The 24,584-nt window shown below is 42.4% G+C and carries 29 protein-coding genes and 2 pseudogenes; 19 read left to right on the forward strand and 12 right to left on the reverse strand.

Going from position 1 to position 24,584, the window contains the following annotated elements:
* Positions 1–86 precede the first annotated feature (86 nt).
* A complete protein-coding gene (locus LEP1GSC194_RS21400) occupies positions 87–656 on the forward strand; it encodes a DNA-3-methyladenine glycosylase I (RefSeq protein WP_081605089.1) in 570 nt (189 codons plus the stop codon).
* Here LEP1GSC194_RS21400 and LEP1GSC194_RS23450 read toward each other — a convergent pair.
* A pseudogene (locus tag LEP1GSC194_RS23450) lies at positions 609–1,637 on the reverse strand (adenylate/guanylate cyclase domain-containing protein); the annotation flags it as partial. The gene LEP1GSC194_RS21400 and the pseudogene LEP1GSC194_RS23450 overlap by 48 nt on opposite strands.
* An 879-nt stretch (positions 1,638–2,516) precedes the next feature.
* Here LEP1GSC194_RS23450 and LEP1GSC194_RS11605 point away from each other — a divergent pair.
* Positions 2,517–3,692: a lipoprotein LipL36 gene (locus LEP1GSC194_RS11605; protein WP_020773784.1), complete on the forward strand. Its 1,176-nt coding sequence runs from the start codon at positions 2,517–2,519 to the stop codon at positions 3,690–3,692.
* Between the two features lie 111 nt (positions 3,693–3,803).
* On the opposite strand, the gene lsa25.6 is transcribed toward LEP1GSC194_RS11605, so the two are convergent.
* From lsa25.6 to LEP1GSC194_RS11625, 4 genes are all read right to left on the reverse strand, one after another.
* Positions 3,804–4,523 (reverse strand): adhesin Lsa25.6, encoded by a 720-nt coding sequence (gene lsa25.6, locus LEP1GSC194_RS11610; RefSeq protein ID WP_020773782.1) that lies wholly within the window; start codon positions 4,521–4,523, stop codon positions 3,804–3,806.
* Positions 4,524–4,930: 407 nt separating this feature from the next.
* Complete coding sequence (locus LEP1GSC194_RS11615) at positions 4,931–5,662, reverse strand: PPK2 family polyphosphate kinase (protein WP_020773759.1); 732 nt, start codon at positions 5,660–5,662, stop codon at positions 4,931–4,933.
* Positions 5,663–5,680: 18 nt separating this feature from the next.
* Positions 5,681–6,367, reverse strand: coding sequence for a TetR/AcrR family transcriptional regulator (locus tag LEP1GSC194_RS11620; protein ID WP_020773764.1), 687 nt, complete (start codon positions 6,365–6,367; stop codon positions 5,681–5,683).
* A gap of 9 nt (positions 6,368–6,376) precedes the next feature.
* Complete coding sequence (locus LEP1GSC194_RS11625) at positions 6,377–7,204, reverse strand: ankyrin repeat domain-containing protein (protein ID WP_020773761.1); 828 nt, start codon at positions 7,202–7,204, stop codon at positions 6,377–6,379.
* A 320-nt stretch (positions 7,205–7,524) separates the two neighbouring features.
* Here LEP1GSC194_RS11625 and LEP1GSC194_RS11630 point away from each other — a divergent pair, with 320 nt between their 5' ends.
* Genes LEP1GSC194_RS11630 through LEP1GSC194_RS11640 form a run of 3 tightly spaced genes read left to right on the forward strand, consistent with a single transcriptional unit; the run spans position 7,525 to position 8,937 of the window.
* Positions 7,525–7,875: a PadR family transcriptional regulator gene (locus tag LEP1GSC194_RS11630; protein ID WP_020773788.1), complete on the forward strand. Its 351-nt coding sequence runs from the start codon at positions 7,525–7,527 to the stop codon at positions 7,873–7,875.
* Between the two features lie 2 nt (positions 7,876–7,877).
* Positions 7,878–8,384: a hypothetical protein gene (locus LEP1GSC194_RS11635; protein ID WP_020773762.1), complete on the forward strand. Its 507-nt coding sequence runs from the start codon at positions 7,878–7,880 to the stop codon at positions 8,382–8,384.
* A gap of 7 nt (positions 8,385–8,391) precedes the next feature.
* Positions 8,392–8,937 carry a GyrI-like domain-containing protein gene (locus LEP1GSC194_RS11640; RefSeq protein ID WP_020773771.1) on the forward strand — a complete coding sequence of 182 codons (546 nt, stop codon included), beginning with the start codon at positions 8,392–8,394 and terminating at the stop codon, positions 8,935–8,937.
* 67 nt (positions 8,938–9,004) lie between these two features.
* Here LEP1GSC194_RS11640 and LEP1GSC194_RS23600 read toward each other — a convergent pair.
* Positions 9,005–9,222, reverse strand: a pseudogene (locus LEP1GSC194_RS23600) (transposase); the annotation flags it as partial.
* Between the two features lie 156 nt (positions 9,223–9,378).
* Between LEP1GSC194_RS23600 and LEP1GSC194_RS11645 the strand changes: the two are divergent.
* Genes LEP1GSC194_RS11645 through LEP1GSC194_RS11655 form a run of 3 tightly spaced genes read left to right on the forward strand, consistent with a single transcriptional unit; the run spans position 9,379 to position 12,747 of the window.
* On the forward strand, positions 9,379–10,299 hold the full coding sequence (locus tag LEP1GSC194_RS11645; protein ID WP_020773778.1) for a tetratricopeptide repeat protein: 921 nt from the start codon (positions 9,379–9,381) through the stop codon (positions 10,297–10,299).
* Entirely contained in the window at positions 10,296–11,312 is a 1,017-nt protein-coding gene (dprA, locus tag LEP1GSC194_RS11650) for a DNA-processing protein DprA (protein WP_020773783.1), read from the forward strand. The genes LEP1GSC194_RS11645 and dprA overlap by 4 nt, the downstream gene beginning before the upstream one ends.
* Complete coding sequence (locus tag LEP1GSC194_RS11655) at positions 11,236–12,747, forward strand: HTTM domain-containing protein (RefSeq protein ID WP_036042522.1); 1,512 nt, start codon at positions 11,236–11,238, stop codon at positions 12,745–12,747. The genes dprA and LEP1GSC194_RS11655 overlap by 77 nt, the downstream gene beginning before the upstream one ends.
* A 227-nt stretch (positions 12,748–12,974) precedes the next feature.
* On the opposite strand, the gene ygiD is transcribed toward LEP1GSC194_RS11655, so the two are convergent.
* On the reverse strand, positions 12,975–13,748 hold the full coding sequence (ygiD, locus tag LEP1GSC194_RS11660; protein WP_017809900.1) for a 4,5-DOPA-extradiol-dioxygenase: 774 nt from the start codon (positions 13,746–13,748) through the stop codon (positions 12,975–12,977).
* 642 nt (positions 13,749–14,390) lie between these two features.
* On the opposite strand from ygiD, the gene LEP1GSC194_RS11665 reads away from it, so the two are divergent.
* From LEP1GSC194_RS11665 to kdsB, 6 genes are read left to right on the forward strand one after another with little or no spacing between them, the layout of a single operon-like run.
* Positions 14,391–15,491, forward strand: a complete 1,101-nt coding sequence (locus LEP1GSC194_RS11665; RefSeq protein WP_020773789.1) for a glycosyltransferase — start codon at positions 14,391–14,393, stop codon at positions 15,489–15,491.
* Between the two features lie 4 nt (positions 15,492–15,495).
* Positions 15,496–15,720 carry a flagellar FlbD family protein gene (locus tag LEP1GSC194_RS11670; RefSeq protein ID WP_003001538.1) on the forward strand — a complete coding sequence of 75 codons (225 nt, stop codon included), beginning with the start codon at positions 15,496–15,498 and terminating at the stop codon, positions 15,718–15,720.
* 6 nt (positions 15,721–15,726) lie between these two features.
* Positions 15,727–16,509 (forward strand): motility protein A, encoded by a 783-nt coding sequence (locus LEP1GSC194_RS11675; RefSeq protein WP_017810132.1) that lies wholly within the window; start codon positions 15,727–15,729, stop codon positions 16,507–16,509.
* Between the two features lie 12 nt (positions 16,510–16,521).
* A complete protein-coding gene (gene motB / locus LEP1GSC194_RS11680; protein ID WP_003001525.1) occupies positions 16,522–17,349 on the forward strand; it encodes a flagellar motor protein MotB in 828 nt (275 codons plus the stop codon).
* Between the two features lie 40 nt (positions 17,350–17,389).
* Positions 17,390–17,914, forward strand: a complete 525-nt coding sequence (locus tag LEP1GSC194_RS11685) for a flagellar basal body-associated FliL family protein (RefSeq protein ID WP_017810130.1) — start codon at positions 17,390–17,392, stop codon at positions 17,912–17,914.
* Positions 17,914–18,654 carry a 3-deoxy-manno-octulosonate cytidylyltransferase gene (gene kdsB / locus LEP1GSC194_RS11690; protein ID WP_017810129.1) on the forward strand — a complete coding sequence of 247 codons (741 nt, stop codon included), beginning with the start codon at positions 17,914–17,916 and terminating at the stop codon, positions 18,652–18,654. The genes LEP1GSC194_RS11685 and kdsB overlap by 1 nt, the downstream gene beginning before the upstream one ends.
* Here kdsB and LEP1GSC194_RS11695 read toward each other — a convergent pair.
* The 5 genes from LEP1GSC194_RS11695 to LEP1GSC194_RS11715 form a co-directional block, all read right to left on the reverse strand.
* Positions 18,647–18,985, reverse strand: a complete 339-nt coding sequence (locus tag LEP1GSC194_RS11695; RefSeq protein WP_017810128.1) for an STAS domain-containing protein — start codon at positions 18,983–18,985, stop codon at positions 18,647–18,649. The genes kdsB and LEP1GSC194_RS11695 overlap by 8 nt on opposite strands.
* Positions 18,986–19,035: 50 nt before the next feature.
* Entirely contained in the window at positions 19,036–19,242 is a 207-nt protein-coding gene (locus LEP1GSC194_RS11700) for a hypothetical protein (RefSeq protein WP_017810127.1), read from the reverse strand.
* Between the two features lie 166 nt (positions 19,243–19,408).
* Positions 19,409–19,828 carry a c-type cytochrome gene (locus LEP1GSC194_RS11705; protein ID WP_017810125.1) on the reverse strand — a complete coding sequence of 140 codons (420 nt, stop codon included), beginning with the start codon at positions 19,826–19,828 and terminating at the stop codon, positions 19,409–19,411.
* Positions 19,829–19,992: 164 nt separating this feature from the next.
* Entirely contained in the window at positions 19,993–20,355 is a 363-nt protein-coding gene (locus LEP1GSC194_RS11710; protein ID WP_017810124.1) for a Zn-ribbon domain-containing OB-fold protein, read from the reverse strand.
* Between the two features lie 209 nt (positions 20,356–20,564).
* Complete coding sequence (locus LEP1GSC194_RS11715) at positions 20,565–21,332, reverse strand: beta-ketoacyl-ACP reductase (protein ID WP_017810123.1); 768 nt, start codon at positions 21,330–21,332, stop codon at positions 20,565–20,567.
* 161 nt (positions 21,333–21,493) lie between these two features.
* On the opposite strand from LEP1GSC194_RS11715, the gene LEP1GSC194_RS11720 reads away from it, so the two are divergent.
* From LEP1GSC194_RS11720 to LEP1GSC194_RS11730, 5 genes are all read left to right on the forward strand, one after another.
* Positions 21,494–22,201: an alpha/beta hydrolase gene (locus LEP1GSC194_RS11720; protein WP_017810122.1), complete on the forward strand. Its 708-nt coding sequence runs from the start codon at positions 21,494–21,496 to the stop codon at positions 22,199–22,201.
* Positions 22,198–22,872, forward strand: coding sequence for a hypothetical protein (locus LEP1GSC194_RS11725; RefSeq protein ID WP_017810121.1), 675 nt, complete (start codon positions 22,198–22,200; stop codon positions 22,870–22,872). The genes LEP1GSC194_RS11720 and LEP1GSC194_RS11725 overlap by 4 nt, the downstream gene beginning before the upstream one ends.
* 306 nt (positions 22,873–23,178) lie before the next feature.
* Positions 23,179–23,394 (forward strand): transposase, encoded by a 216-nt coding sequence (locus LEP1GSC194_RS23605; RefSeq protein WP_408605333.1) that lies wholly within the window; start codon positions 23,179–23,181, stop codon positions 23,392–23,394.
* Positions 23,324–23,572 carry a hypothetical protein gene (locus LEP1GSC194_RS22665; RefSeq protein WP_020773780.1) on the forward strand — a complete coding sequence of 83 codons (249 nt, stop codon included), beginning with the start codon at positions 23,324–23,326 and terminating at the stop codon, positions 23,570–23,572. The genes LEP1GSC194_RS23605 and LEP1GSC194_RS22665 overlap by 71 nt, the downstream gene beginning before the upstream one ends.
* Positions 23,573–24,260: 688 nt before the next feature.
* A partial coding sequence (locus LEP1GSC194_RS11730) for a DUF1561 family protein (RefSeq protein ID WP_020773777.1) occupies positions 24,261–24,584 on the forward strand: 324 nt, incomplete at its 3' end.

A 24,584-nucleotide genomic window follows, 5' to 3' on the forward strand; every position in this document is an offset into this window, starting at 1 on the left:
CAAATGTTTGCTATGGCTCAAGAAATGAAACAGCGAGAGAAAAGTTTTTGGACCGTTTTTCCGATTTTAACTGAATCGTTAAGAAAATGAAAAACGCAAAGAATCTAAAACGTTGCGCTTGGGTTACCGATGATCCGGGTTATAAGGAATATCACGACAAAGAATGGGGAAATCCCGTTCACGACGATCGAATCCTTTTTGAATTTTTGGTATTAGAGGGAGCGCAGGCCGGACTTTCTTGGATAACGATTCTTAAAAAAAGGGAAAATTTTAGAAAGGCATTCGATCATTTCGACGTAAATAAGGTCGCAGCCTACAAAGAAAAAAAGGTTCAATCCCTTTTAAAAGACGAAGGAATCATTCGCAACGAATTGAAAATCAGATCCGCCGTCAAAAATGCACAAGAAATTTTGAATATTCAAAAAGAATACGGTTCTTTCGATCGTTATATCTGGGGTTTTGTGAATCATAAAACGATTTATAATTCCTGGAAGACGACCAAAGAGGCGCCGAATACAAGTCCCGAATATGATCGTAAAATCCAAACGATTTTTGGAACCGATTGCGCCTTGAACGACTTCTCCGTAGTGAAGACCGATACCGGATTCCAGAGAGGGAAAATCGGAAAGGGCCCATTTTTGATTGAGAGAAAGTAATTCACTTTGCATTTCGAGAGCGGTTTTTACGGCTGCATCGGCCGGACGTTCCACGTTTAAGAGACCGTCGAACACGGCCATGATTGCGTCACCGATAAACTTATCGATGGTCCCTCCGTTTCTCGTGATACAATCGGCCATTCGATCGAAGTATTCGTTCAACTGAAGGACCAATCTTTCCGGATCGGACTTTTCGCATAACGAAGTGAAGGATCTGAGATCCGAAAATAAAACGAGGACTTGTTTTTTGTCCGTTCGATCGGTGACACCTTCTCTTAAAAGTTTTTCCTTTACTTCTTCCGAAACGAATTGGCCGAAGAGTCTGGATATATTTGATTTTTCTTTTTCCCTTTCCAAAACCTCCGATAAAAGGCGTTTCGTATTTCTAACCAACACGCCGACGACGATTCCGGAGAAAACCATCATCATCGATTTGAACCAATAGATAGGAGGATCGGTTAAGTCGTGCCATTGTAAAAGATCCGAGGAATGGATTTCAAAAATCCCTTTTTGAGAGACGAAATACACAACAAGATATTGAAAACCGCAATAAGCGCCGGATAACGTGGATAACTTTTCGTTCATCGCAAAACCGGAAAGTATAACCATAAAAAAATAAAGATACGAAGCGGGGCCGGTAACATACGTCGCGGCGCCTAACGGTAAATAGATTTCCGCGAGAGCGTAAAGAATTCCGGGGATCGTAGAATAAAACAGAATGATAAGGTAAATCTTAATTCCCTTAGCCAGTCTGAACTTTGCGAGAAGATAAAAGAAAAACGAGAACGTCCCGCCGATCAAGGTCCAAAGGATCGGAACCTGCATTTGAGAAACGAGTCCGAGCTCCTGCATCAAAACGAGTGCGATAGCGGAAGCGATTCCCATGACGGAAGAATAAAAGCTGACTTTTTTGAGAGTGGAATTGATTTCTGATTCCAAGTAGCGGGAGTAGATTTCTTTTTCGTGAATGTTAGAGGTCATAACGTGGCGATTAGAGAAAAACGAACTGAAAAATCCAAGAATTTTTAGTTCGCTTTTGAATTTTACGGCTTACTGCTCCCTACATAATAGAGTACCAAAAATTTTAAAACGAGTCCCGTTTTTAAGGCAAAATTTCGGACGCTGTTTTATGTAGTTCTTGAGCGGCCTTTTAAATCACTAACGGACTAAAAGCTTGTCCCAAAACCTCGAAGTAAATTTGCAAGTGTTCCCACAGATTCTGTTCCTTGGCGGTTATTAGGCTTTTGTACGATTTTCCCGTCGTTTAAAAACGTAGTAGTTCCCACGTTTTAGATGTCAGCGTATTAGGGATCAGTGGATAGGAATCAGATGTCAGGGTTAAAATTTTTTCGATTTTATCCATAACGGTATGAAAAAGATCCGAGTTTTACCGTTCGGCGGAAAACGCAGGAGTTCCCGCGATAGCTGATGGGAGAGGATTGGTTCAAAAAACCGAAAACGAATCTCGATCCTTAAAAATCAGTTCATCCAATCTAAAAATTAATCCTGTTACCAATTGAGCGGCCTTCGAGTCTGTACACTTAATAACGGATTTGCATTGACTCAGCGATGTGAACGTGCGTTTACAAAATCCAAGGCTCCATTCTTTAAAATTAAGGACAAAAACCGGTCCATATACCCAAAAAGCATTAGTTCCAAATAAAAATACTCTCATATTATATTTTGAATTAAAAAATATTAAAATTTAATGATTTAAAGGTTACTAATTTTCATAAAAATAATAGACCCGAAAATTCCACTTTTTCGTATTAGATTTGACCGAATTTCCACTCTCAAAGAATATTATACACCAGAAAGTGATTCAGGAATCACTTAAAAATCACAAGAGGTTCTTTCTTTATGAGAAGAAACATAATGAAGATTGCCGCTGTAGCCGCTTTAACGGTTGCACTGTCGGCTTGTAAAAAAAGCGAAGACGATGATGACACGATTACACTAGCCCTATTGTATTTGGTGGATCAAACCAGCGGAAATTGTGTTACCATTGCTAAGGATGATAACGCGCATGCTGGTGGAGGAGCCGGAGATGGCAAACCTACTTATACGGCAACGGGAACTACGAAACCGAAAGGAGCTTGTTCAGGCAATTTCAATGTAGTTGCAATTGTAAATAATCCGGAAGCAGTCGTAAATTCGGTCAAAGCAGGATATCAGGCGGCTAAGGATAAAGCGGATACAGCTGGTACCAATTGTAGTACAGGTGCAACCCAAACCAGTGCTAACCTTCAAGCTTCTATTGATGCTGCAACAGTACTCAAAGTGGAACAATCTCTTGCTGCAGTTCCGGCTGGTGGAAACAACTGTTTGCGTAACGGCACAGGTTGGGATCTGAATCCTTTGGGATTAGGTGCAAGTTTTGTGAGTGTAGATCCTAACCCTGAATATTTTGGAAAAACAGTTTATGCATGTTCTTCCGAACAAGCAAAAGAGAAATTACTTGCAGGATTAAGCATAAATACTTACTCAACAATTGCTGGATCGGTAGCGACTGATATGGCCACCAATCTTACATTCAGACAAAAATCCGCCGCAGTTCCTGCAAGTAATTTCAAATGGACAACGGAGGCTGCTACTGCAGGGCGTTTACTCAGTGTGACGGAATTGACAACTTCCGCTAAATCTGGGGCAGCCTTGGTTGCATTTCAAACAGCTCTGATCCGAAATGTTACTTTATTTTTCGGAGGCAATGCTGCTGGTGCGACAACTGCTCGTGCTTGTGCTAAGGATATTTTAAGTAAAGAAAGCGAAGAGGCTCAGAAGATCGCTGCTTCACTCAACGTTTTTATGGGAGCATTTGCAGGAAACATCCTTGTTGGTGGGGTCAATCCAATTAACGATGTTGGTTCAATTATCACTACAGCGCAAGCTGAGGCCGTAAAAGAGGTACTTTTTACTGATCTTACTTGTAAATATGGTGATTTTGATGAAGAAAACGCAGGTAACAAAACTACGGTTGGAACCGAAGCAAACGTAAAAAACATAGGAACTTGTCCTACGACTTATCCTAAATACTAATTCTTTTTTAGAATTTGTGTAAAATGGGAAAGGCCGCACTTTTTAAGTGCGGTCTTTTTTTTGGTAAGCAGTGAATTGGGATCGTATTAGAAATCAGAAAAGTTTTTTCGGTTAGGGCTTGTCCGTTGTTGGTTTTAAATCTACGGGAAATAAGCTTTTTTGGATCAATGCTTGGTAACGAGGGTTGACGATTTGTTTCGGGTTGAAAACCCAGGAAGCGCTCGTTGACATCGGACTGAAATCCTTTTCGGAGATCCGTTTTCCCTTTTGAAGTTTTGCGAAATTTTCCAACATACGATCTTGATTTGTAAGCAGATGATCCGGTTTTCCGTCATCGTCTAAGTCCAATTCCATACGAGTTTCCGGAAAAATCCATAAACTGGGTTTCCCCTTGCCGTAAAGATCCACTTCCACATAAGCTACGATCCGCATCGTTTGTCCGGGAACGGCAGAAGCATTGTAATACACCATCGACTCCCAACGACCGTCCTCATCCAAATCACTTTGTTCGATTAACTTTCTATTGCCCGGCCCATACCAAGTTCGACTATGATTTCCTTTTCGGATGAGTTCCTCAAAAAGGACAAGACTCGCTTTTGGATCCTTATCGTCGCCGCGGACCCAAGTCCAAAGATCCGTTTTGCCGTCCAGATCCGAATCGGTTCGAACCATCACGAGCAGTTTTTCGGGTTGAAGAACGAAAGCGGTTTGGTTCTTCTTGTCTTTGTCGATTACGCCTAAATCGCTTATTTTGATCCTATCGTCTTTGCAAGAAGATAAAACGAGTAGGACGATTACTAAATTCAAATTTTTGATTATACTGAATTTCATTTTGAACTCCTCTCACCAGCCTAAATAATCAAATCATTCAAACAAGTAGAATACCGGACTATGCAGGTTTTACAAAACCCCAAGTTACTTGAGGAAAATAGATGGATACGAACCAGGGCTAAATTCCAGATAAAATAAAGATCTCGAACTTACAATTGATAAGCGAAATACTACTGATCCCCTAGGATCCCTGTCAATCCGTGCAGTAAAAAAATAAAATAATGCGAGTTCGGCATAACCAATGCGAAAGCGATTATATGTTGCGACCTATCGAACGACCCATAGGGAGTGAGATTGAGTTCATCAGAGAGCGATCAATCTGCCACCGGCCTTCTTGACTCCGTCGAATCAAGAATATCACACTTCGAGCTGTCTTACGTCCAAGAATCATACTAATCTTGGGAGCCTCAGTCGTTTTTAGAGGAAACGATTTTTTCCAATTCTTTACAGAGAATTTTTGCGACTTGATAGTTGCGGAACCATTTCTTATCCGCCGGAATCAGATTCCATTCTTTGGATTGGTTTTTATCGTTCAAAATCATCTCATAAGCGGATTGATAATCGTCCCAACGATCTTGGGTCGTTTGATCAGACGGATCGTATTTCCAATTTTTATCAGGATCGGAAAGCCTTTCCCGAATTCTTTCCCGTTGTTCTTCTTTGGAAATGTGCAGAAAAAATTTTAAAATGACGGTTTCGTTTTCCCTGGAAAGATGTTTCTCGAAGTCTCGGATCGATTCCATTCTCTCTTCGAATCTTTTATCAGAAAGAGTTCCTTGAATTTTCGGCATCAATACGTCTTCGTAATGAGAACGATTGTGAATGTGGATCATACCTTTCGGAGGAACGTGTTTATGAATTCTCCAAAGGAAATCGAATTGCGTTTCTTCGGAATTTGGTTTTGTCCAGGATTTAACGCTGCAACCCTGGGGATTGATTCCCGCAAAAACGTGTTTGATCGTTCCGTCCTTACCCGCGGTGTCCACTCCCTGTAAAAGAATCAGAATAGAATGTTTTTTCCGGGCAAATAATTTATCCTGAAGGTCGGAAATATTCCGAACGTATTCCTCCGTTTTCTGAATCGCCTCCTCTTTGATTTTATCCTTCGGAGGAAGAGTGTCTATTTCTTTGAGAAGCATATTATGATTTCCTTATGGTTATTTTTTGAATAGATCGATCATGGATAAAGCCGACTTACGAACGGATCGAAAAATGGGCAACGAAGAAAGTTTTAGAAGTTGGAATATGAGATCCAGTCCCTTATCGATTAAAAGTTCGGTTTTCCTTTTATGGGCGGATTGGTCGAAAAGCCAAACGTAAATGATTCCGAGTTGAAAAAGCCAAAATAAAAAAGGAAGATCCTGTTTTAGATCGGACGAAAAGGAATTTTTCGAATCGGAAATTGCGTCCCTAAAAAGAGAAATCGCGTCTTCCCGGATTTGTCGTGTTTCCTTGCTAAACGGAGAAAGAGGATGGTTCGGATCCCCTCCGTTTCGTGAAAGGACGTGTAAAAATTTTTCGTAGCCCCTAAATTGCCAGAGTTTAAATCGAACGATATTTTTCACTCTCGCTTTGAGGTCGGAATCGGTTTTACAAAATTCAATATTCTGAATATTCGCTTCTTCTTGAGTTGTTCCGTAAAACTCTAAAACTATTTCTTCCTTCGTTTTAAAGTGATAATAAGAGGCTCCTACCGCGAGCCCGGCCTTTTTGGCGATGGTTCGCATCGTAGTTTTGTCATAACCTTCCTTTTGAAACAATAAAATTGCGGTTTTAAAAAGAAGAGACCTGGTCTGTTGCGATTTCCCGGTCTCTTTTTGTGTCGTGATTTTTTTCCGAATCATATCGGGGTTTTAAGCTTCTCCGAAAGTATTGGAGATTTTTTTTCTAAATTTTGCAAACAAAAATAGATTGAAAAAATGCATCGCACCTAAGATCAGAAGTACGATTCCGACCTTTCTGGTCAAAACTTCGATACATTCAGCCAGATCTAATGGTTTTTGACTGGAGGTCAAGGAAAGGCTTATGTAGCCGATATTGATCAGATAAAATCCTACGATCAGAAGATGATTCACGGAATCCGCGAGTTTCTCTTCTCCACTGAACATCTTTACGAGAAAAATTCTTCCGTTGTTAAAAAGCGTTCTTGCGACCCAGATTGTCATTAGAATGCTGATGATCAAATATCCGAAATAAAGACCGATCGTGTAGGGACCGGAACTCATTTTGGAATGTTCAATACCCTGGGCCGCCAAAAAAGAAACGACCGCTGTGTTTTTATAGCGTGAAGCGACGTCTAACGCGTTTTCACCGTTTCGATTCAGGTAATCCGAATAAGGATATCGGGAATAATACAGTTCCATAATTCTGCTGTCCGGAATTTGAGCGGCAAAATGGATCGGATAATCTCCTGCATTATCGGGGGCCGGATCCGTTGCCGATTCGTTCATCTTGGATAAGATAAATCTCAACATATCCGTGTTTCCGCTTTCAATCGCAAAAAAGACTACGCTTCTGCCTCGGCTGTCTTTTTGATCCAGTAACTCCGGTTCCAAAGAAAGAATCTTTTCTGCCTGTATCAGATCGCCTTTGCGTATTTTCTCGAAGAAATTGGTTTGAGAATCGGCGGAGGCCGAAACAGTGATTCCAAACAATACCGTCCAAAAAACAATACGTTTCATACTTAACTCCAAAATTTGAACATGTTCAAATTTTAAATCGAACGTTCTTTTGGCAATCACAAAAATGAACGTGTTCAAATTTATGATTGTATTGTTATAACAAAAAAGACGGCTCCGACTTTCATTGCGTTCTTCGAAGCGTAAAATCTTCAAATCTATCCCCTATTCACTCGAAGCGTGGGAACCTGTCGTATCGATGTTAAAGGAGAAATTCAAGTGAGGGAGACTTACAAAAATGAGAGTACTGAAAGGAATTCTGAGAATGGACCGCTCTTCCGAAAAATGCTTGAGTCCGAATTAGATATATCCATTATGGATATATGGCGACCAAAGAAGAATCCGTTGAAACAAAAGGAATTACTCCCGCAATGTTTCATATTCTTCTTTCCTTGGCGGAAGGACCGCAACACGGATATGGAATCGGAAAGTCGATAGAAGTTTTATCGGCTGGAAACTTTCGTCTCGGACCGGGGACATTGTATAGAACCTTGGAATCGATTCGCGGTTTCGGTTGGATTCGATATTCAAAGAAAAAAGCGCTTGAAAACGACGATCCGAGAAGACTCTATTATGAGATTACTTCCGATGGAAAAGAGGTACTCGTTTACGAACTCAAAAAATTGGATACGACTTTGAAAAGAGCGAAGAAATTGAATCTTTTGGGAAATTGAAAATGTTTTTTCGGTGTTTCCAAATTTGTATTCAAATCGCGTATCCGCGTTCTTTTTCTAAAAGAATGAAAGACGCTCTTCAGGTTCATCTGGAGGATTCTTATCGGGACGGGTCTTTTCGAATATTCCATTTATTTGATGTTATAGTTTCAGGTTTTAGGGAAAGGATTTCGAACGAGTTGAGATCGTTTCTACTTTTATGGGAACACGATCGCAGTTGTGCTCTCGGACTTACGTTGCTCGTTCCGTGGGATTTATTTTTAACCCTGATCTTTGCAAGTTTGTTCGTAAGAGGGGCGGGTTGGTTGAAATTTTTTCACAATTTTCCCTACGAAAGGAATGATTCCGCTGAATTCTTTCTTCCCTTTTTATTGTTTCTCGCGGGAATTTTACTTGTCCAAGATCTATTTCTCCTAAAAAAGAAACGATCCGTTTTTAAAAGATACTCTTTCATGTTCTATATAAATATGAGTCTGGTGGTTCTCTTCTTTCTAATTTTAATTCTTTGAGGAGCTTATGAAAATTTTCGCACTGAGTGTTTTAGTTTTAGGTTTGTTGTCTATAGCCTTCTTATTTTATATGGGTGCGTTCGATCGGGTTCGGATTCAAGAGGAAATGAAAGGACCTTTTTACGTTCTTTCTCACGAAAGAATCGGCGATTATAGAAACGTAGGCCTTACGTTTGAGGCGCTTCAAAAGGAATTGCCCGAAAAGGGGATTCGAGATTTTAAATTATTTTCCATTTATTTGGATAATCCGAACGAGGTTCCGAAAGAAAAGTTACGATGCGAAGTCGGCGCGGTTTTTGCCGAGCCTTTATCGAAAATTCCGGAAGGACTTTCCCTGGATCTTAAGACAAGAACCATTCCTTCCCGGAAATATATCTTCGCAGAATTTCCTCTCAAAAACTTTCTTTCCATCTTTCTCGGAATCTACAAGGTTTATCCGAAACTTTTCAGAGCCTGCGAAGAAAGAGGTTGCGATTTAAAAGGAAGAGCGTCCATGGAAATTTACGAACCTCTCACGGAACACAAGACGACGTATCTTCTTCCTTTGGATTGAAAGTTCCTACGAAAACGAAAAGAGAGTCCTTACTTTTTTAAACGTAAGTCGCACTCTTTTCGGGGGTTACGACCAAGCGGGGATATGAAGCGATCATGATATCATTATCTAAGGATCTATTCTGCCATTCCATCACCGTTTCCATGACGAAATCGGTTACTTGAGAGATCAAATCCGCTGAAAATTCGACTTGATAGATTTCTTCGAGTTGGTTAGAAATTTAGCGGGTCGTCATTCCACGTAATACATCGAGATGATCTTTTCATCGGAGCCCGTAAAGCGAGTCATAATTGTGGGTTGGTGCAAAAAAGCGGGAAAAACTCCGCGTTCCCCTTTTTTTTTTCTAGAAAATTCAATCCGCAGTTTCTATTTCCAAAACCGCTATCCATTAGGGGAGGCCGATACTCATTCCAAAAGGTCGATTCTTTCCGAGGAAATCGTATGATTCAAAACAGCGTGGTCGTTACTTTACTAAGTTCCGTTTTTTGGAAACGGATTCTCTTTTTATCCTTCGCCGTCTTAGTTTTTATTTCCTGTGAAAGATCCAAAAATTTCGGATTTCAGAATCGGGGGGACCGACCGCCGACCGTGGAAGATTTGGAGGCGTGGAAAGAAAGACTTGCGATGGAAGAAGCGGAGATCATCGAGTTGGAAAAGAAAATTTCTTCGATGGCTCAAAAGACAAGATCCGCGGGCGCTCTGAGTTGGAAAATCGCCCAGGGTTATATGAAAATCGGCGATTACGATATGGGAGTCAAATTTTACAACCGAGCGCTGAAAGAGAACAACGAAGGGAAAAAAGTGGAGATCGTAGGGGCGGAGCTTCATTTTTTCGAACCCGCCATTCCTTATTTTGAAAAGGCTCTCCTTTTAAAACCGATCGATCAACAACTCTTATTTGAAACCGCTCTCGCTTATGCGAATGCATCCAAAGACAGGGGTTGGGAGACAACACGAAGACGGATCGCGATCGATCTTTTCACGCATCTGGCCATTCAAGATCCCCGCGATTCACGATTTCCGTTTCAGCTCGCGCTCATCTATTTCGATTCCTCCATGCCGGATTCTTCCTGGGAAGGGGTGTCGGCCGGTTTTCACGACCAGGATAAGGCCCTCGTTATTCTGGATGATATTATAAAAAAAGAATATAAGAACGTTCCGGCGCGTTTTGCCAAAGCGAACTTCCTGTATCGCCTCGGTAAAGTGGAGGATTCCAAGGAAGAATATCTTAAGGTTAAAAAAACGATCGAAGAATTGAACGCCGCCGGTCTCGTTCGCGGCGGACTGGAAAAAAACGATTCGTATCAAAACGTGCTTCAAAACCTGAAAAAAATCGAAGAGAGTTCCTCGAAGTCGGAATGAATCCTCTCGTTCTCGTAGACTCCAAGATTTCCAAATTCTGTTTACAAAATAGAATATTCGAAAAACTGAATTCTTGGGAGAATTTGAGCGGATACTTGAAAGGCGCCCTTCCCGCCTCCGTTTTGGAGAAGGCCTTGTATACGTCGGGGAAAATGTCTAAGGATTTGAAAAAGACCGGGTTTTCGACGCTTTCCTTTTACGATCCTGAATATCCCCCTCTTTTAAAGGAGATCTACTACCCTCCATTCGTTTTATTTTATAAAGGAGATTTGAATATTCTCAATCTATCATTTGCGGCGGTCGTAGGCACGAGGGATCCTTCCCCGGTTTCCAAGTTTGCGGCCGAATTGTTTCCTTCTTATCTGAAGAAGAACGGTTTTTCGGGAATCGTTTCGGGCCTTGCCAAAGGAATCGACGCAGTGAGTATGAACGCCGCTCTCGACGAAGAGTTAGCCGTCATCGGAGTTATGGGGACCGGACCGGAAACCGAATATCCTTTCGAAAACAAAAATCTCTATCAAAGAATGAAATCCTCGAAACGAACTTTGATTTTGACGGAATACCCGCCCGGTCAAAAAATTTTGAAATACACGTTTCCAAAACGAAATCGGATCGTGACCGGAATCTGCGATTCCGTTTTTATCGTAGAAGCTCCTGAAAAATCCGGAGCGATTTCTTCCGCTTACAACGCGTTGGAACAAAACCGGAAAATTTTCATCTTTTCCGATCCTAGTCAGACGAGAAATCGAGGCGGAGAAATTTTGATCCAAGAAGGCGCGGAAACTTTAAATCTGAACGACATTTCTTTTGGGATGCGGGAAGTGTTTCACGTAAACGATCTTTTACCCGATTCTCAATCGAAAATTCCGGGAATGCTTGCAGAACTTTCTCGGAAACGCTTTTCTGGCGAGTGGAAACCGATCGGTTCCGGTTACTATGCGAGAAAAACTTATTTCCAACCTCTTCTTCCGGGTTTCGAATCCGGTCCCCGCTTGGTCCCTCGGATTTTATAGAATCGTACTCGGTATTCTCCTTTTTATATTAGCATTTCGTTATTTTGCGAACGGATGGGTTTCCAGATATTTCTTGGATCCGGTTTTTCATTTTAAATTTTACGGTTTTTCTTGGGTCGGAGTTCTTCCCGCTTGGATTTTAGTTCCTCTTTTTGTTTCCCTTCTTTTTTTTGCGATCTTTATCTCTTTGGGGATTTTTTACAGAATTTCCGTTCTTTGTTTTTTTCTGATCTTTACGTATATAAATCTTCTCGAAGTCGCGGTTTATCTCAATCACTACTATCTTATCTGCCTGCTTCTTTTTCTTTTGATCTGGATTCCGGCCGATAGGGCCTTGAATATATTTCATATTTTTAGAATATTCAAAAACAGATCGATTCAGGACATCGAACCTATTGCAGAATGGAATCTTTATATCCTCAGATTTCAGATAGGAGTTGTTTATTTTTTCGGGGGGCTCGGCAAGCTGGCGCCGGATTGGCTTTACGACGCGCGACCGATTCGAATTTGGCTTCTCAGAAATTCGGATATTCCGATTTTCGGCCCGACTCTTTCCATGTCGGCTACGGGATATTTTTTCAGCTACGCGGGTCTGATTTTCGATCTTGCGATTCCGTTTCTGTTGTTGAGCCGTCAAACGAGAGCATTCGGATATTCTTTAGTTCTAATATTCCATTTTTTGACTTGGAAACTGTTTCCGATCGGTATGTTTCCTTGGGTGATGATTTTGAACGCCACTTTATTTTTTTCTCCGACCTGGCCGGTAGATCTGTTTCGATTTCTGAAATCCAAAAGGATGCTTCCGGATCGGGAGAATATTTTTCATTTCTTATGGACCCGATTCCCGATTCATTTTCGAAAATCCGTTTTCTCCTTTATCGAATCCTTTTTGGCGTTTTTAGAATCGAAGTCTCGGATATCGGAAGACCTTCTTGTTTTCAAAGTAGGAGCGCTTAGAAAGAAGTTCGGTTTTCTTTTATCCGATCGCGCACTTCGTTACTTCTGGATATTTTACGTTCTTGTTCAGTGTTTATTTCCCCTCAGACATTTTTTGTATCCCGGAAATCGTCTTTGGACGGAACAAGGTTTTCGCTTTTCCTGGCAAATCATGTTGGTTCAAAAAAACGGAATCGCTTCGTTTCGGGTGGTAAATCAACAAACCGGGGAAACGAACGTAGTCCTTCCGGAATCTCATCTCAACGAAATTCAAAGAATTATGATGAGTTATCAACCGGATCTGATTCTTCAGTTCGCTCATTGGATCGGCAAAAAAGAAAAGGAAAGGACCGGTCAGGAAGTTTCGGTGTATGCGGACGTAACTGTTTCATTAAACGGAAGAAAGAGTCAGGTTCTGATCGATCCGGAAAGGGATCTTATGAAGGTTTCCGATTCTTTAGCCAATAAGGAATGGATTCTTTCCGGAGATGAAGATTGATTTTGAACGTGAGTTCGATGTAACTAATGCGAAAGAGATCTATGCATTGTGTTGCGACCCTAGGAGCAACATTGAGTTCAATGCTGCGATGTAATATGCAATAAATGGAATATTTATATTTACGATATTACTTCATGTTGCTTTGCAGTATTGAAGCGGAGAGCCCGATCCGGCCTGTCCGTGGCAGCCGGATTCGCCCGGATTGTCTTACGTCGAACTCGCGTTTCTTAAACCGAAGTGAAGGATCTCATCGATACGGTTCGGTTTTGAAAACTATGATGAATGAACTTCACTTTCTCTTCGGGTTTCATCGCGCCTAAGACGTAAAAGATCGGTTCCAAATGTTCCGTGCTGGGCGCGGCGAGTTTTGCGATGTCTCCTTTTTTTTGAAAGTCGATAATCGCCTTGTCGTTCCTCGACTCCAACGCTTGTCGCACGAACTCGTCGAACTCGATCGCCCAATCCGCGGGTGTCGCATTACTATCGTAAAAGTCCGCTTTGTGCAGATTGTGAACGATGTTTCCGCTTCCGACGATCAAGGTTCCTTCTTCTCGAAGAGGTTGTAATTGTTTTCCGATCTCGTATTGTTTTTCGGGAGTCAAGTTCGCGTCTATACTCAACTGAACCGTGGGAAGATTCGCTTTCCGGAAAAGGAAATGCAACACTCCCCAACTTCCGTGATCCAGTCCCCATTCTTTTGTCGCCCATACATCCACGTTCTTAACCGATGTTTGAATTCGTTTTGCAAGTTCCGGAGATCCGGGGGGGCAGTATTTCAATTCGTATAATTCCTGCGGGAATCCGTAAAAATCATAAATCTGTTCCGGAGGATCGGAGACGGTCACATACGTTCCTCTCGTTTTCCAATGCGCGGAAACGACGAGTATATTCTTCACCGCCTGAAGTGTGGAACTCCATTCCTCCAGATTTCGAGTGAAATCCGACGGAGTTACGAGGTTCATCGGAGAACCGTGTCCAATAAATAAAACCGGATTTGTCATAGGAATCGATATTGAAGTTTCCTTGTTGAATTTTATATTCCTTTTTTAACGTGGATTCGCGGATAAACTTTTGTTTCCGAAAAAAATAAAATGTGGAGTTCCCGCGTTTCAAGTGGTGAGGAGTTAGTAGGTTAGGACTTTACACAATAAAACGCAGGTGTTCCGACAAGAATCATATTTTTTACTTGCAAAAAGTATGATTTTTTGATAGAGAAACGCCTCCCGAGTCTTTCTACCAATTTCGCGACCCATAGGGAGCGAAATAGAGTTTAACCCTTCGCGACCTGAAACGCGATCCTTAGTGAGCGTTTTCACTGAGTTCAGATAGTGATCACTTGAAATAGGTGCCTCATTCTCTATGGGTCATTCGGCAGGGAGCGAGATAGCCGCCGGGAAGCGGCGGCTTCTTTGCGAAGTAAAGAAAGGGACAGGTTCTTATCTTGAGATCCAAGTAACTTGTGGGGTTGGCTATGGCTCTTTATGAATCGCTCGGTTAGGTCCGAGAAGCGAAAGCGCCCAAAATTGCGGGAACTACTACGTTTTCGATTGTTTCCAGCTCGAACCCGGCTTCGAGATTTTGTATGAAAACAAAACTTCTCTTCTTCCGCAAGGGAGATCCTCAAATCTGCCGAAGATAACTGTATGAAAGTTGCAATCATACACGATTGGTTGAACGGGATGCGCGGGGGAGAATTGGTTCTGGATTCTCTCCTAAAAATTTATCCCTCCGCCGATCTCTTCACTCTATTTTACACACCCGGAAAGTTGAACCCACGCATCGAACAAAGAAAAATCACGACCGCGTTTACGAACAATCTTCCGTTCAAGGAATCCAAGTATCGCTGGTATCTTCCCTTGTTTCCGACGGCGATCGAGTCGTTGGATTTGAAAGGATACGAACTTGTGATTTCTTCTTCCCATTGTGTGGCTAAAGGTGTCATAACGCATCCGGATTCGATTCATTTCAGTTATGTGCATTCTCCGATGCGTTACGTTTGGGATTTGTATTACGATTATTTTCCCTCTCGTAAGGGGTTGAAATTTTTTGCGTTCGAGACGATTGCAAATTACCTCAGAACCTGGGACGTCGCTTCCGCGTCCAGAGTGGATTCTTTTTGGTCCAACTCGGAATTCGTCGCTCGAAGAATCCAAAAATTCTATCGCAGAGAAGCGAAGGTAATTTTTCCTCCTTGTCTGCCTGAAAAATGGAAAGTCGTTTCAGAATCCAAAGACGATTTTTATCTCATCGTCTCCGCGTTTGCTCCTTACAAAAGAATCGATCTCGCGATCGAAACGTTTCGGAAGAACGGAAAACGACTCGTGCTCATCGGAGGAGGGCAGGAGTTTAAGAAGCTCGTTTCCGACCTTCCAAAAAACGTAGAAGTGCTTCCTCATCTCAAACGAGAAGAGGTCTTGGAATATTACAAAAAAGCAAAAGCGTTTATCTTTCCCGGAATGGAAGATTTCGGAATCGCTCCCGTGGAAGCTCAGGCTCATTCTACTCCCGTGATCGCCTTCGGAAAAGGAGGCGCACTGGAGACCGTCGTGTCCGGTAAGACGGGAGTTTTTTTTCCGGAACAAACCGTAGAATCTTTGCAGGCTGCGATCGATCGATCCGATCGGATTTCCTGGAAAACTTCCGAATTTCAGAAGAACGTAAATCGGTTTACGGAGGAAAAATTCATTATCGAAATCAGGAAGCAGGTCGAGAATAGAATCGGGACTCCAAGGAAAAAGGGATAGTCGTTTGATTCTACTTCACAGGTTGAAAGGGGACGAGTTCGTACTCAACGCTTCTCATATCGAGAGCCTTGAAGCGAATCCGGATACGACGATCACACTTTCCAACGATAGAAAGTTTGTGGTAAGGGAATCCGTCCCCGAAGTGATCGAAAAAATTATAGAATATAAAAAACGTATTCTTGTATTTCCTCTGGGATCTTCTCCGGATCAGTTCAAAAGGGTGGAATAAAATATCATGGATTTTGGAACAGTAGTTGGTTTAGGTGCGGCGTGCGTCCTGATGATTTTCGGGATTATCTCCGCGGGTTTAACTCCGTTGGACCTTTTCGACGTTCCTTCGATTTTGATTACCTTTGGCGGTGCGACCGCGGGAACGATTATGGCGGTACCTTGGGAATCCACACTCGCCGTTGGAAAAGTAACTCAAAAAGTTTTTAGAACCGAAAAACACGATCTCATAGAATTGATCAAAACGTTAGTCTCCTTTTCGGAGAAGGCGAGGAGAGAAGGTCTTCTCGCACTCGAAGACGACGTAAACGAACTTCCGGACGAATTCTTACGCAAAGGAATCACTCTCGTCGTGGACGGAACGGATCCCGAACTCGTTCGAAACATTATGGAAACGGAAATGGGGAACATCGCTTCCCGTCACAATAACGGTAAGGCTTGGTGGGAAAACTGGGGCGCCTTGGCTCCCGCATTCGGAATGATCGGAACATTGATCGGACTCGTTCAGATGTTGAAGAACCTCGGTTCCGGGGATCCTTCCGCGATCGGAACGGGGATGGCTGCGGCATTGATTACGACTTTGTACGGATCCATGGGCGCGAACATGTTCGCGATTCCCGTTATGAAAAAACTCATGCGTAAGTCCGAAGACGAACTTACCATCAAACAGATTATGATCGAAGGAACACTATCGATTCAATCCGGGGACAACCCGAGGATCGTAAAAGATAAGTTATCTTCGTTCCTTCCTCCTTCGGAAAGAGACGTACTCAAAGACGACAGCGAGTAAGTTCGGTTCACTATGGCAAAAGCAAAATGTCCGGAATGTATTCAGAATATCCCCGAGTATATGCTCACCTACGGGGATATGGTGACGTTGCTTCTCTGCTTCTTTATCATGCTTTATACCACCGGTAAAACGAACGCGATCGAGATGCAGATCATTCTTTCCGCGTTTAAAACCACGACCGGATTTTTCGACGGAGGTCAGACTCTTTCCAAAGGGAAACTTGAGGAAATGGGAATGAACATAGAAAGTCTTCCTTCACAGACGACCGGAAAGGCTCTTTCCAAATCTAAAAAACTTGCCACCGAGCTTTTTAAACCCGAAGTGGAAGCGGGAAAGGTAAAGATTACCGAAGATGAAAGAGGTCTTATCATCTCTCTTGTCAGCGCGGATTATTTCAATCCGGGTTCCGCGATTCTTACGGACTCGATTAAGGTCGCTCTCAGAAAGGCGAGTTCGCTGATCAAAGAATTGGATCGTTTTGTTCGTGTGGAAGGACATTGCGACGCGAACGCGGTCAACCCCGGAGTCGCGCCGGGAAAAGAAGAAAGGGCTTATATCAACAACTGGGATTTAGCGGGTGCAAGAGCGATTAACGCGACGGATTATATCATCAACGTGGAAAAACTGGATCCGTCCTGGTTTCAAGCGGTGAGTTTCGGAGCGTTTCGGCCTTTGGTGGTCGAATATGCGGGAACTCCCGAAGCGAAAGCATACAATCGAAGAATCGATATCGTAGTGATGACCGATAAATCGACTAAAAGAAGTCCATACGAAACGAATTTCGGACTTCCCAATACGAAAATTCCCGGCTCCGAGTCGAGTGTACCCGGCAAAGAGTGATCGGAAGAACGACTAACGTCAAAATTCAGGAGGCGAACCCATGGGTGATGCGGAAATAGACGAGGAAGAAGGCGGGCTCCCCGCCGCCGAAGGCGGCGGTGGTACATCGCCGATTATCAAATGGCTTTTGTATGTGGCGGGAGCCATTTTCGGAATTATCATCGTCGCGATCATTGCGATGGTGGTCGCAAAACAAACTGCGACGAGTACGTTCACACAAATGAAGGACGTGGCTTTGGTAAAACCTCCTCCACCTTTAGCGAACTATAATTTCACGGAAGAATTTCGGATCAACACTTCGGACAAGGGAGAGGCTCACTTCGTAAAGATGAAACTCGCTTTCGGGATCGCAAAGGAAGATCAAACCTTATCCGCCGAACTTGCGGAAAGAAACGCGCAGATGCGCGACTTGATCAACCTGATCGTGGGAAGAAAGTCCAAGGACGAACTCATCAACATCGAAGACCAGTTGGATCTAAGGGAAGAGATCAAGGCGCAAGTGAATCATATTCTCACCGAAGGCAAAATCCAGGAAGTTTACTTCACCGAGTTTATCGTCAACTGATGAGAAAAATTCTCGGGGTCATTCCGGCGCGTTATGCGAGCTCTCGGTTTCCGGGAAAACCGCTCGCTACGATCGGCGATAAAACGATGATCGAGTGGACGTATCGGAACGCTTTCCGCTCGACCACCTTATCCGAGTTAGTCGTGGCTACGGACGATACGAGAATCCACGAAGTCGTTTTAGGTTTCGGAGGAAAGAGCGTGATGACGAGCGCGGATCATCCTTCCGGAACCGATCGGATCATAGAGATTGCAAATCAATTTCCTGAATATTCCGTAATTGTAAATATCCAAGGCGACGAACCTGGAATCGAACCCGAACTCATCGACGGGGTGGCGAGTCTCAAGGCTTCTCATCCGGAATGGACGATGAGTACTGCGGCGGTCCCTCTATTAGATTTTTCTCATGGAACCGATCCCAATCGAGTCAAAGTCATCCTAGATCGGAACGGAAAGGCAATTTACTTTTCGAGATCCTTAATTCCGAGCCAGTTTAAAACGACGGTTCCTTTATATCGTCATTTGGGAATTTACGGATACGACAGGGATTTTCTTTTAAAATACAATTCTCTGCCTAAAAGTAATTTGGAAGAATCGGAATCCTTGGAACAGCTCAGAGCGATCGAAGCGGGCTACGGGATTGGGGTTTATTTGGCAAAGGAAGCCGGGTTATCGGTGGATACTCCCGCCGATTTGGAGATTGTGATCGATGATTTTAAAAAACGGAAATGGATTACTTAAGAGCTTCCTGAAGAGTGTCGTGAATCAGAACGAAGTCCGTTAATCCGACAATGTCCATCACCTTTCTGAAATGTTCGTTCAGACCCGCGAATTCGATTTTTCTTTTTGCCTCGGAAGCTTTCGTGATCAAGCTGATGAGAGTCGCAATCCCCGCCGAATTGATATAGGTAGTGCCCTGAAAGTTCAGAATTACACGATCCCGTTTTTCCTGGGGAATGGATTCGTATTTTCCTACGATTTCCTCGTCTGCTTCCGAAGTAATTTCCCCTTCGATATGGATAATCGGAACGGAAACGGCAAGATCTATAAAAATTTTGAAGTCGTCGGACATAAAGAATCTTACAACTAAAAAACGCTAAATTCCATGAAAGTCAATCGAATTTAAGCATAATTTCCGAGTTCGGCCGGAGACAATTGGTCGAATTGTCGTCCGCATTTTTTGCAATAGAATTTAACCGCTTTCGGTTTGGATGAAATTCCGAAAAGAATCAAAAAGATACCGAGTTTGGTATAAGTTTTTTCTTCTCGAGTATTGGGAGATGTTCTGCTGATTCCGCAGTCTGCACCGCAGGGATTGTTTGAATTCACAAGAATAAATTGCGTTCAGGGGTTAAAAAATGCCAGTCGAAAAAACGAAAACGGATCGGAAAACGAAAGTCTTCCGACCCGAAAAGAATCTTAGAAATTCGTCCTAAAACCTTTTTTTTTCTTCCCTACATGGTACCGATTCTGAAAGTTTTAGGACATAAGCTTCTTAGTTTTGAGAGAGGTGAACTACATATTTTGCGAGTAGTTTCAGATTCTCATCCCCTAAGAATTTATACGCAACCATCGGGCTTTTCGGAATTCCGTTGTTGAGAGTTTTCAAAATTCCCGCCTCCGTATTTCCGTTTTTCCACTGCGCGGCGGGAGCCTTGTAGTTACGCGGTTTCGGATTGAGACTGGCCGCAGCGGCTCCGTCTCCCGATCCTTTTTCACCATGACAGGAAGCGCAGTTTTGATTAAAGATTTCCTGTCCTTTCTGAAGTTCGGGGCTGAGAGTCGAAGCGGTTTCCGTTACAACAGGAGCGGAAGTCGTTTCAGTCGGCTTTTCGGACTTATCTCCGCAGTTCCAAAAAAGAACCAAAGAGGTAAGAGCGATCACGATGGATAGAATCATATTTTTGGAGTTCATCGAAAATCACCTCTATTTGTGCAAGCCAGCTTATCTTAAGAGGAAAATTCAAGATAGAATTTTTTGTCAGGCAATTGTCACAGAACCTGATTTTTCCATAACGTTACCCACAAGTTAAGAAGGTTTTTGGAATAAGAAGGATCAAAAACACACGTTTCAAGTGGTTATGGCTGTACCGGGTTGAAAATAAATCCAGTTCCTAATTCATCCCTTTGGAATCGAACGGGAAGATCGATTTTAACGGATTCCGTTATCGGAATGCCGGAAACTTCGCCTTCTAAGATTCCCATCGTTTTGATTCCTTCTTCCAACTCGACGACCGCCAAAACGTAAGGCGCCCTTTTTGCAAGATGACCGAAACCTACGTGAACCACGGTGTAAGTATAAATTTTACCTTTACCTGAAAATTGGATTTCGGATGTTTTGGAACTTCCGCATTGAGCACAAGAGATCGAAGGTTCCGTCGTCTGAAAACCGCAGGAATCGCATTTTTTTCCTTTCAGAATTTCTAATATAGCTTCGGACATCTTTAAACCCTCTGAAGATCAGAGTTATTGAAAAATTAATTCTCCATCTGTTTCCGTTTCATTGAAATGGATGATTGAAGCAGTTTTGTTAATCTCCACTATGGAATTTTTCAACAACTCTAATATGAATACAAGTACCGAGAACAAAACGATTCAACGATTGAAGAGATTTCGATTTTCTAGTTTTGTCTCCACAATCGTTTTCTAAATCACATTCCGATTGCGGCGCCGCCGTCCACTCTCAAGTAGGTTCCCGTAATATAGTTGGATTGATCGCTTAAGAAAAACTTCACTGCGTTTGCGATCTCTTGTTGTGTTCCCGGTCTTCGGAGAGGAATGAACATCGGATCGGTCAATTTCTTTTGAACGTCTTCCGGCAACGAAGCTGTCATGTCGGTTTGAACGTAACCGGGACAAACCGCGTTTACGAGAACGTTTCTTCCTGAAAATTCTCTTGCAGAAACTTTTGTAAGAGCGATCACTCCCGCTTTGGAAGCGGAGTAGTTTGCCTGTCCCGGTTGTCCGGTAAGTCCGGAAACCGAAGAGATATTTACGATTCTTCCAGACTCCGCTTTGAGAAGAAGTTTGGACGCGTACTTCGTCATAAGAAATACGCCTTTGAGGTTTACGTCCATAACGAAGTCGAATTCTTGTTCGGTCATTCTCATCAAAAGATTATCCTTAAGAACTCCCGCGTTGTTTACGAGAAAGTCGAGTTTTCCGAATTTTTCCTTAACACCTGCAATGACCGCTTCGCAATCTTCCGGTTTCGTGACGTTGCAGGAAAGTCCTAAAGTTTTTACGCCGAATTCTTTGGCGATGTCCGCCGCCGCTTGTTCGATATGTTCCTTGTTTAAGTCGACTACGACTATGTCGCCTCCTTCTTTTGCGATTGTATTTGCGATTGCTCTTCCGAGACCGCGGGGAGACGCCGCTCCGGTAACGAGCGCTACTTTTCCTTCGAACTGTTTAGACATGATTTCCCTCGTGTCGAGTTTCTAATTGGCTTTCCATTTCGGTAGGAGAAATAGAATTGCCAAGTAAAAACTTTCTCTCGAATTTTCTTTACCTTTCTAAATCTAAAATATAGATTCGTTTCGATGAACATTCTTTCGTTTCATTTTTGGAGAACTTAAACATGCAATCTTCTTACAATCGTCCCTTGGAAATGGTCGGGCCGATCGAAGCCGTTCACATTCCCGGTAACCCGGAAGCTTATACGGTGATTTTATTTCACGGTTACGGAGCGAACGCATACGATCTTTCGCCGCTCAGCGCTTACTTGGATCTTCCCGATGGAACCAATTGGTTGTTCCCGAACGGAGTTTTGGAGATCCCCGTCATGCCGGGTTACAACGGAAGGGCTTGGTTTCCGATCGATATGGAAGCTTTGCAAAAAGCGATGATGACGGGAGGTTATCGGGATTTTTCGGATCGTTATCCCGCGGGTTTGGAAAGCGCGAGAGAAAAAGCGGTGGAGATGATTCGAAGTTTGGGAGTTTCGATGGACAAGATCGTCTTGGGCGGTTTCAGCCAAGGCGCGATGCTTGCGACGGACATCGCTCTTCATTCCGAAATAGCGCCCGCAGGTCTTATCATTTTATCGGGAACTCTCATCAGTGAAACGGATTGGAAAAGATTGGCGGATAAAAAGAAAGATTATAAATTCTTTCAGAGTCACGGTAGAATGGATCCGGTCCTCGGATATCCCGCCGCAAAAAAACTCGAACAACTTTTGATCGGAGCCGGATGGAAAGGGGAAATGATCGCTTTTCCTGGCGGTCATGAAATTCCCGAAGTTGTACTTAGGGGGATGAACCTGTATCTTAGGAACATTACCGGATGACGAAACTCATAGAGAAATACATCGCTTTAAAAAACAAATATCGGAATTACGATACTAAAGAAGCTCTGAAAAGGATGCAGGCTTTCCGAATATCTCTAAAGGAATTGGGAGAAAAAGGTTTTCATACCGGAGTGGAAATCTTGGGTTCGATCAACTTCGGAATCGTGGAAACCGCTTCCGATATCGATTGTATTCTTCTTCATTTTTGCGATCTTCATAAGGAAGTGGAATGTCCCGAATACTGTCCCAACTTTCTCTACGAAACCGAAGAAATCACGGCTTCACTTCGCAAACGCCTGAACGACGAGAATTTAAAAGTCGAGTTCTTGGATTGTATCAATCTAAGAATGGTGGAGAAGGCGATGGAACAAAAGGAAAATCTCAAAGACAGCGATCTTCTCAAGCGATTGATGTTTTATAGAACGATCGGAAGGCCGGTCAATCGTCCCTTGTTCATCCCTTATTGTGAAAAACTTGAGGAGAACGAAGAATTCATTCGGGAAATTCTAGACTGGGGTTCCGAAGCTTTGGAGGATTATCTCAGAACTTCCACGCATAGATTTTCGTTCAGCAAGTACAACGAAAGAATCGAAAGCTCCGGTCTTCAACTGCCGCCCGGACTCAAGGAAGAATTAAAAAGTTACTTTGACGAGGTTCCGGAAAACGGTTAATACGTTCGTAAAAAACACGTTAGGCGAAATTAACAAAATCGATCAAATGAAATAGTTATAGGGGACCTCTAAAGATCCTGATAGGAATTAGCGCTCATCTGAGATAGCTATCTAAAGAGAATGAATCATATTAGAGTTGTTGAAAAATTAATTCTCCGTTTCCGTCCGTTTGCATTGAAATGGACGATTAAAGCAGTTTTGTTAATCTGAACTATGGAATTTTTCAACAACTCTATTGAACTATTTGAATTACGGAATCGTAACGAGACGGAAAAAGGCGCACCGACCTCTTTACGATTCGGTCTAATGTTCAAAATTATCATACTATTACAAAAATTATATAATCTTTCGGATCACCAAGCGGAGTATCAGATAAACGATCAATTTTCGTTTCAGAGATTATACGATAACGAGCGCCAATGCTCACGATTCTCAAGTCCGTATCAAATTGATGGAAACGATACGAAGAGACGAACCGATCTTCGGCGATTCCTCATATCCGATTCCAACCGTTTTGCTTGAGGGAAAACAGAAAGGTCTTACCGTTCTTTTTTGTGTAAAAGGAAAAAGGAACCAACCACTTTCCGAAGATTTAAAATTCATTAATAAACATTTACAGCGCGTCCAAAAACTCCTTTTTATAGTATCAAAAAGACCAAGCTGCAAGGCAGGTTCTTATCCAAAGTTCGTTCGAGAGTGAAATATATCTTTGCAAACATTAAATCCTTCGGAGAAAAAACGATGTCGAGGCATTAAGGCAAATTCCCGCGTAAAGGCAGCGCTTTAGATATTCTATTGTATAAGCCCTACGTGAATATTATTAATTTATAAATTAATAATATATATATTCTAACCGTATAAAAGTTTTCCGAATGAAAAATGAAGGCCGAAGATCTCAGTTAATCATAGCTATATAATAAAGTGCCTAATATTCTGCGTTCAAACAGTGTTTTGCGATAAAAATTACCGATACTCGATTTTATAGGGATCAGTAATACTTAAGTAAAACATAATAAATAATACGGATTTTAAAAAATACGGATCATAATTCAAATACAATTCATATATATGTTTAGAATAAGCGGACTATCATTTGTATTCATTAGAATATCGTAAACAGTGAAAGGTTTGGTTTTCATTAAAAGAACAAACGGGAAGATAAAAGATGAAAATGATGAAAATAAATTCAAAGATTCCAACGGGTTTCTTTTTAATAAGAACTTTAGAAAATCCATATACAAATCGAGGAAACTAAAGCGTCTCGCTTCTATTGGCGCTCGAGGAAACTCAACGTCTCGCTTCTATTGGCGCTCGACGGGGTTATGAATGGAATCGTTTATCGTAAGGTTACGTTTTAATTTCTCAAAAAAAGTAGGGGGTAAAAAAAAATGGGTCGTTGGATAGTTCTGTTAGTATTTTTGTCGGTTTCGGTGGGAGTCGGTTTCACTTACGGGGTAAGCCCCGCAATTATCGATCTTTTATCGAAGGTTAGTCCCAGTTCGATCGTTCAAAAGCCTACCGATAAACCGAAAGACAAACCGATCAAGGTCGTTGTACACGACGGAGGAAAGTTTTGTTACGCTCCTACTTTTAGCGGCGGTGAAAGTTATATTCAACTTCGGCAGTGTTGGGAACGAGGAGTGACTAACGCAAGGTACGATGTGTTTCAAAGAATTTCTTATTACATTGAGGACACATGGTTATGCGTTACC

This window comes from Leptospira alstonii serovar Sichuan str. 79601 (assembly GCF_000347175.1).
In the GTDB taxonomy this organism is placed as follows: domain Bacteria; phylum Spirochaetota; class Leptospiria; order Leptospirales; family Leptospiraceae; genus Leptospira; species Leptospira alstonii.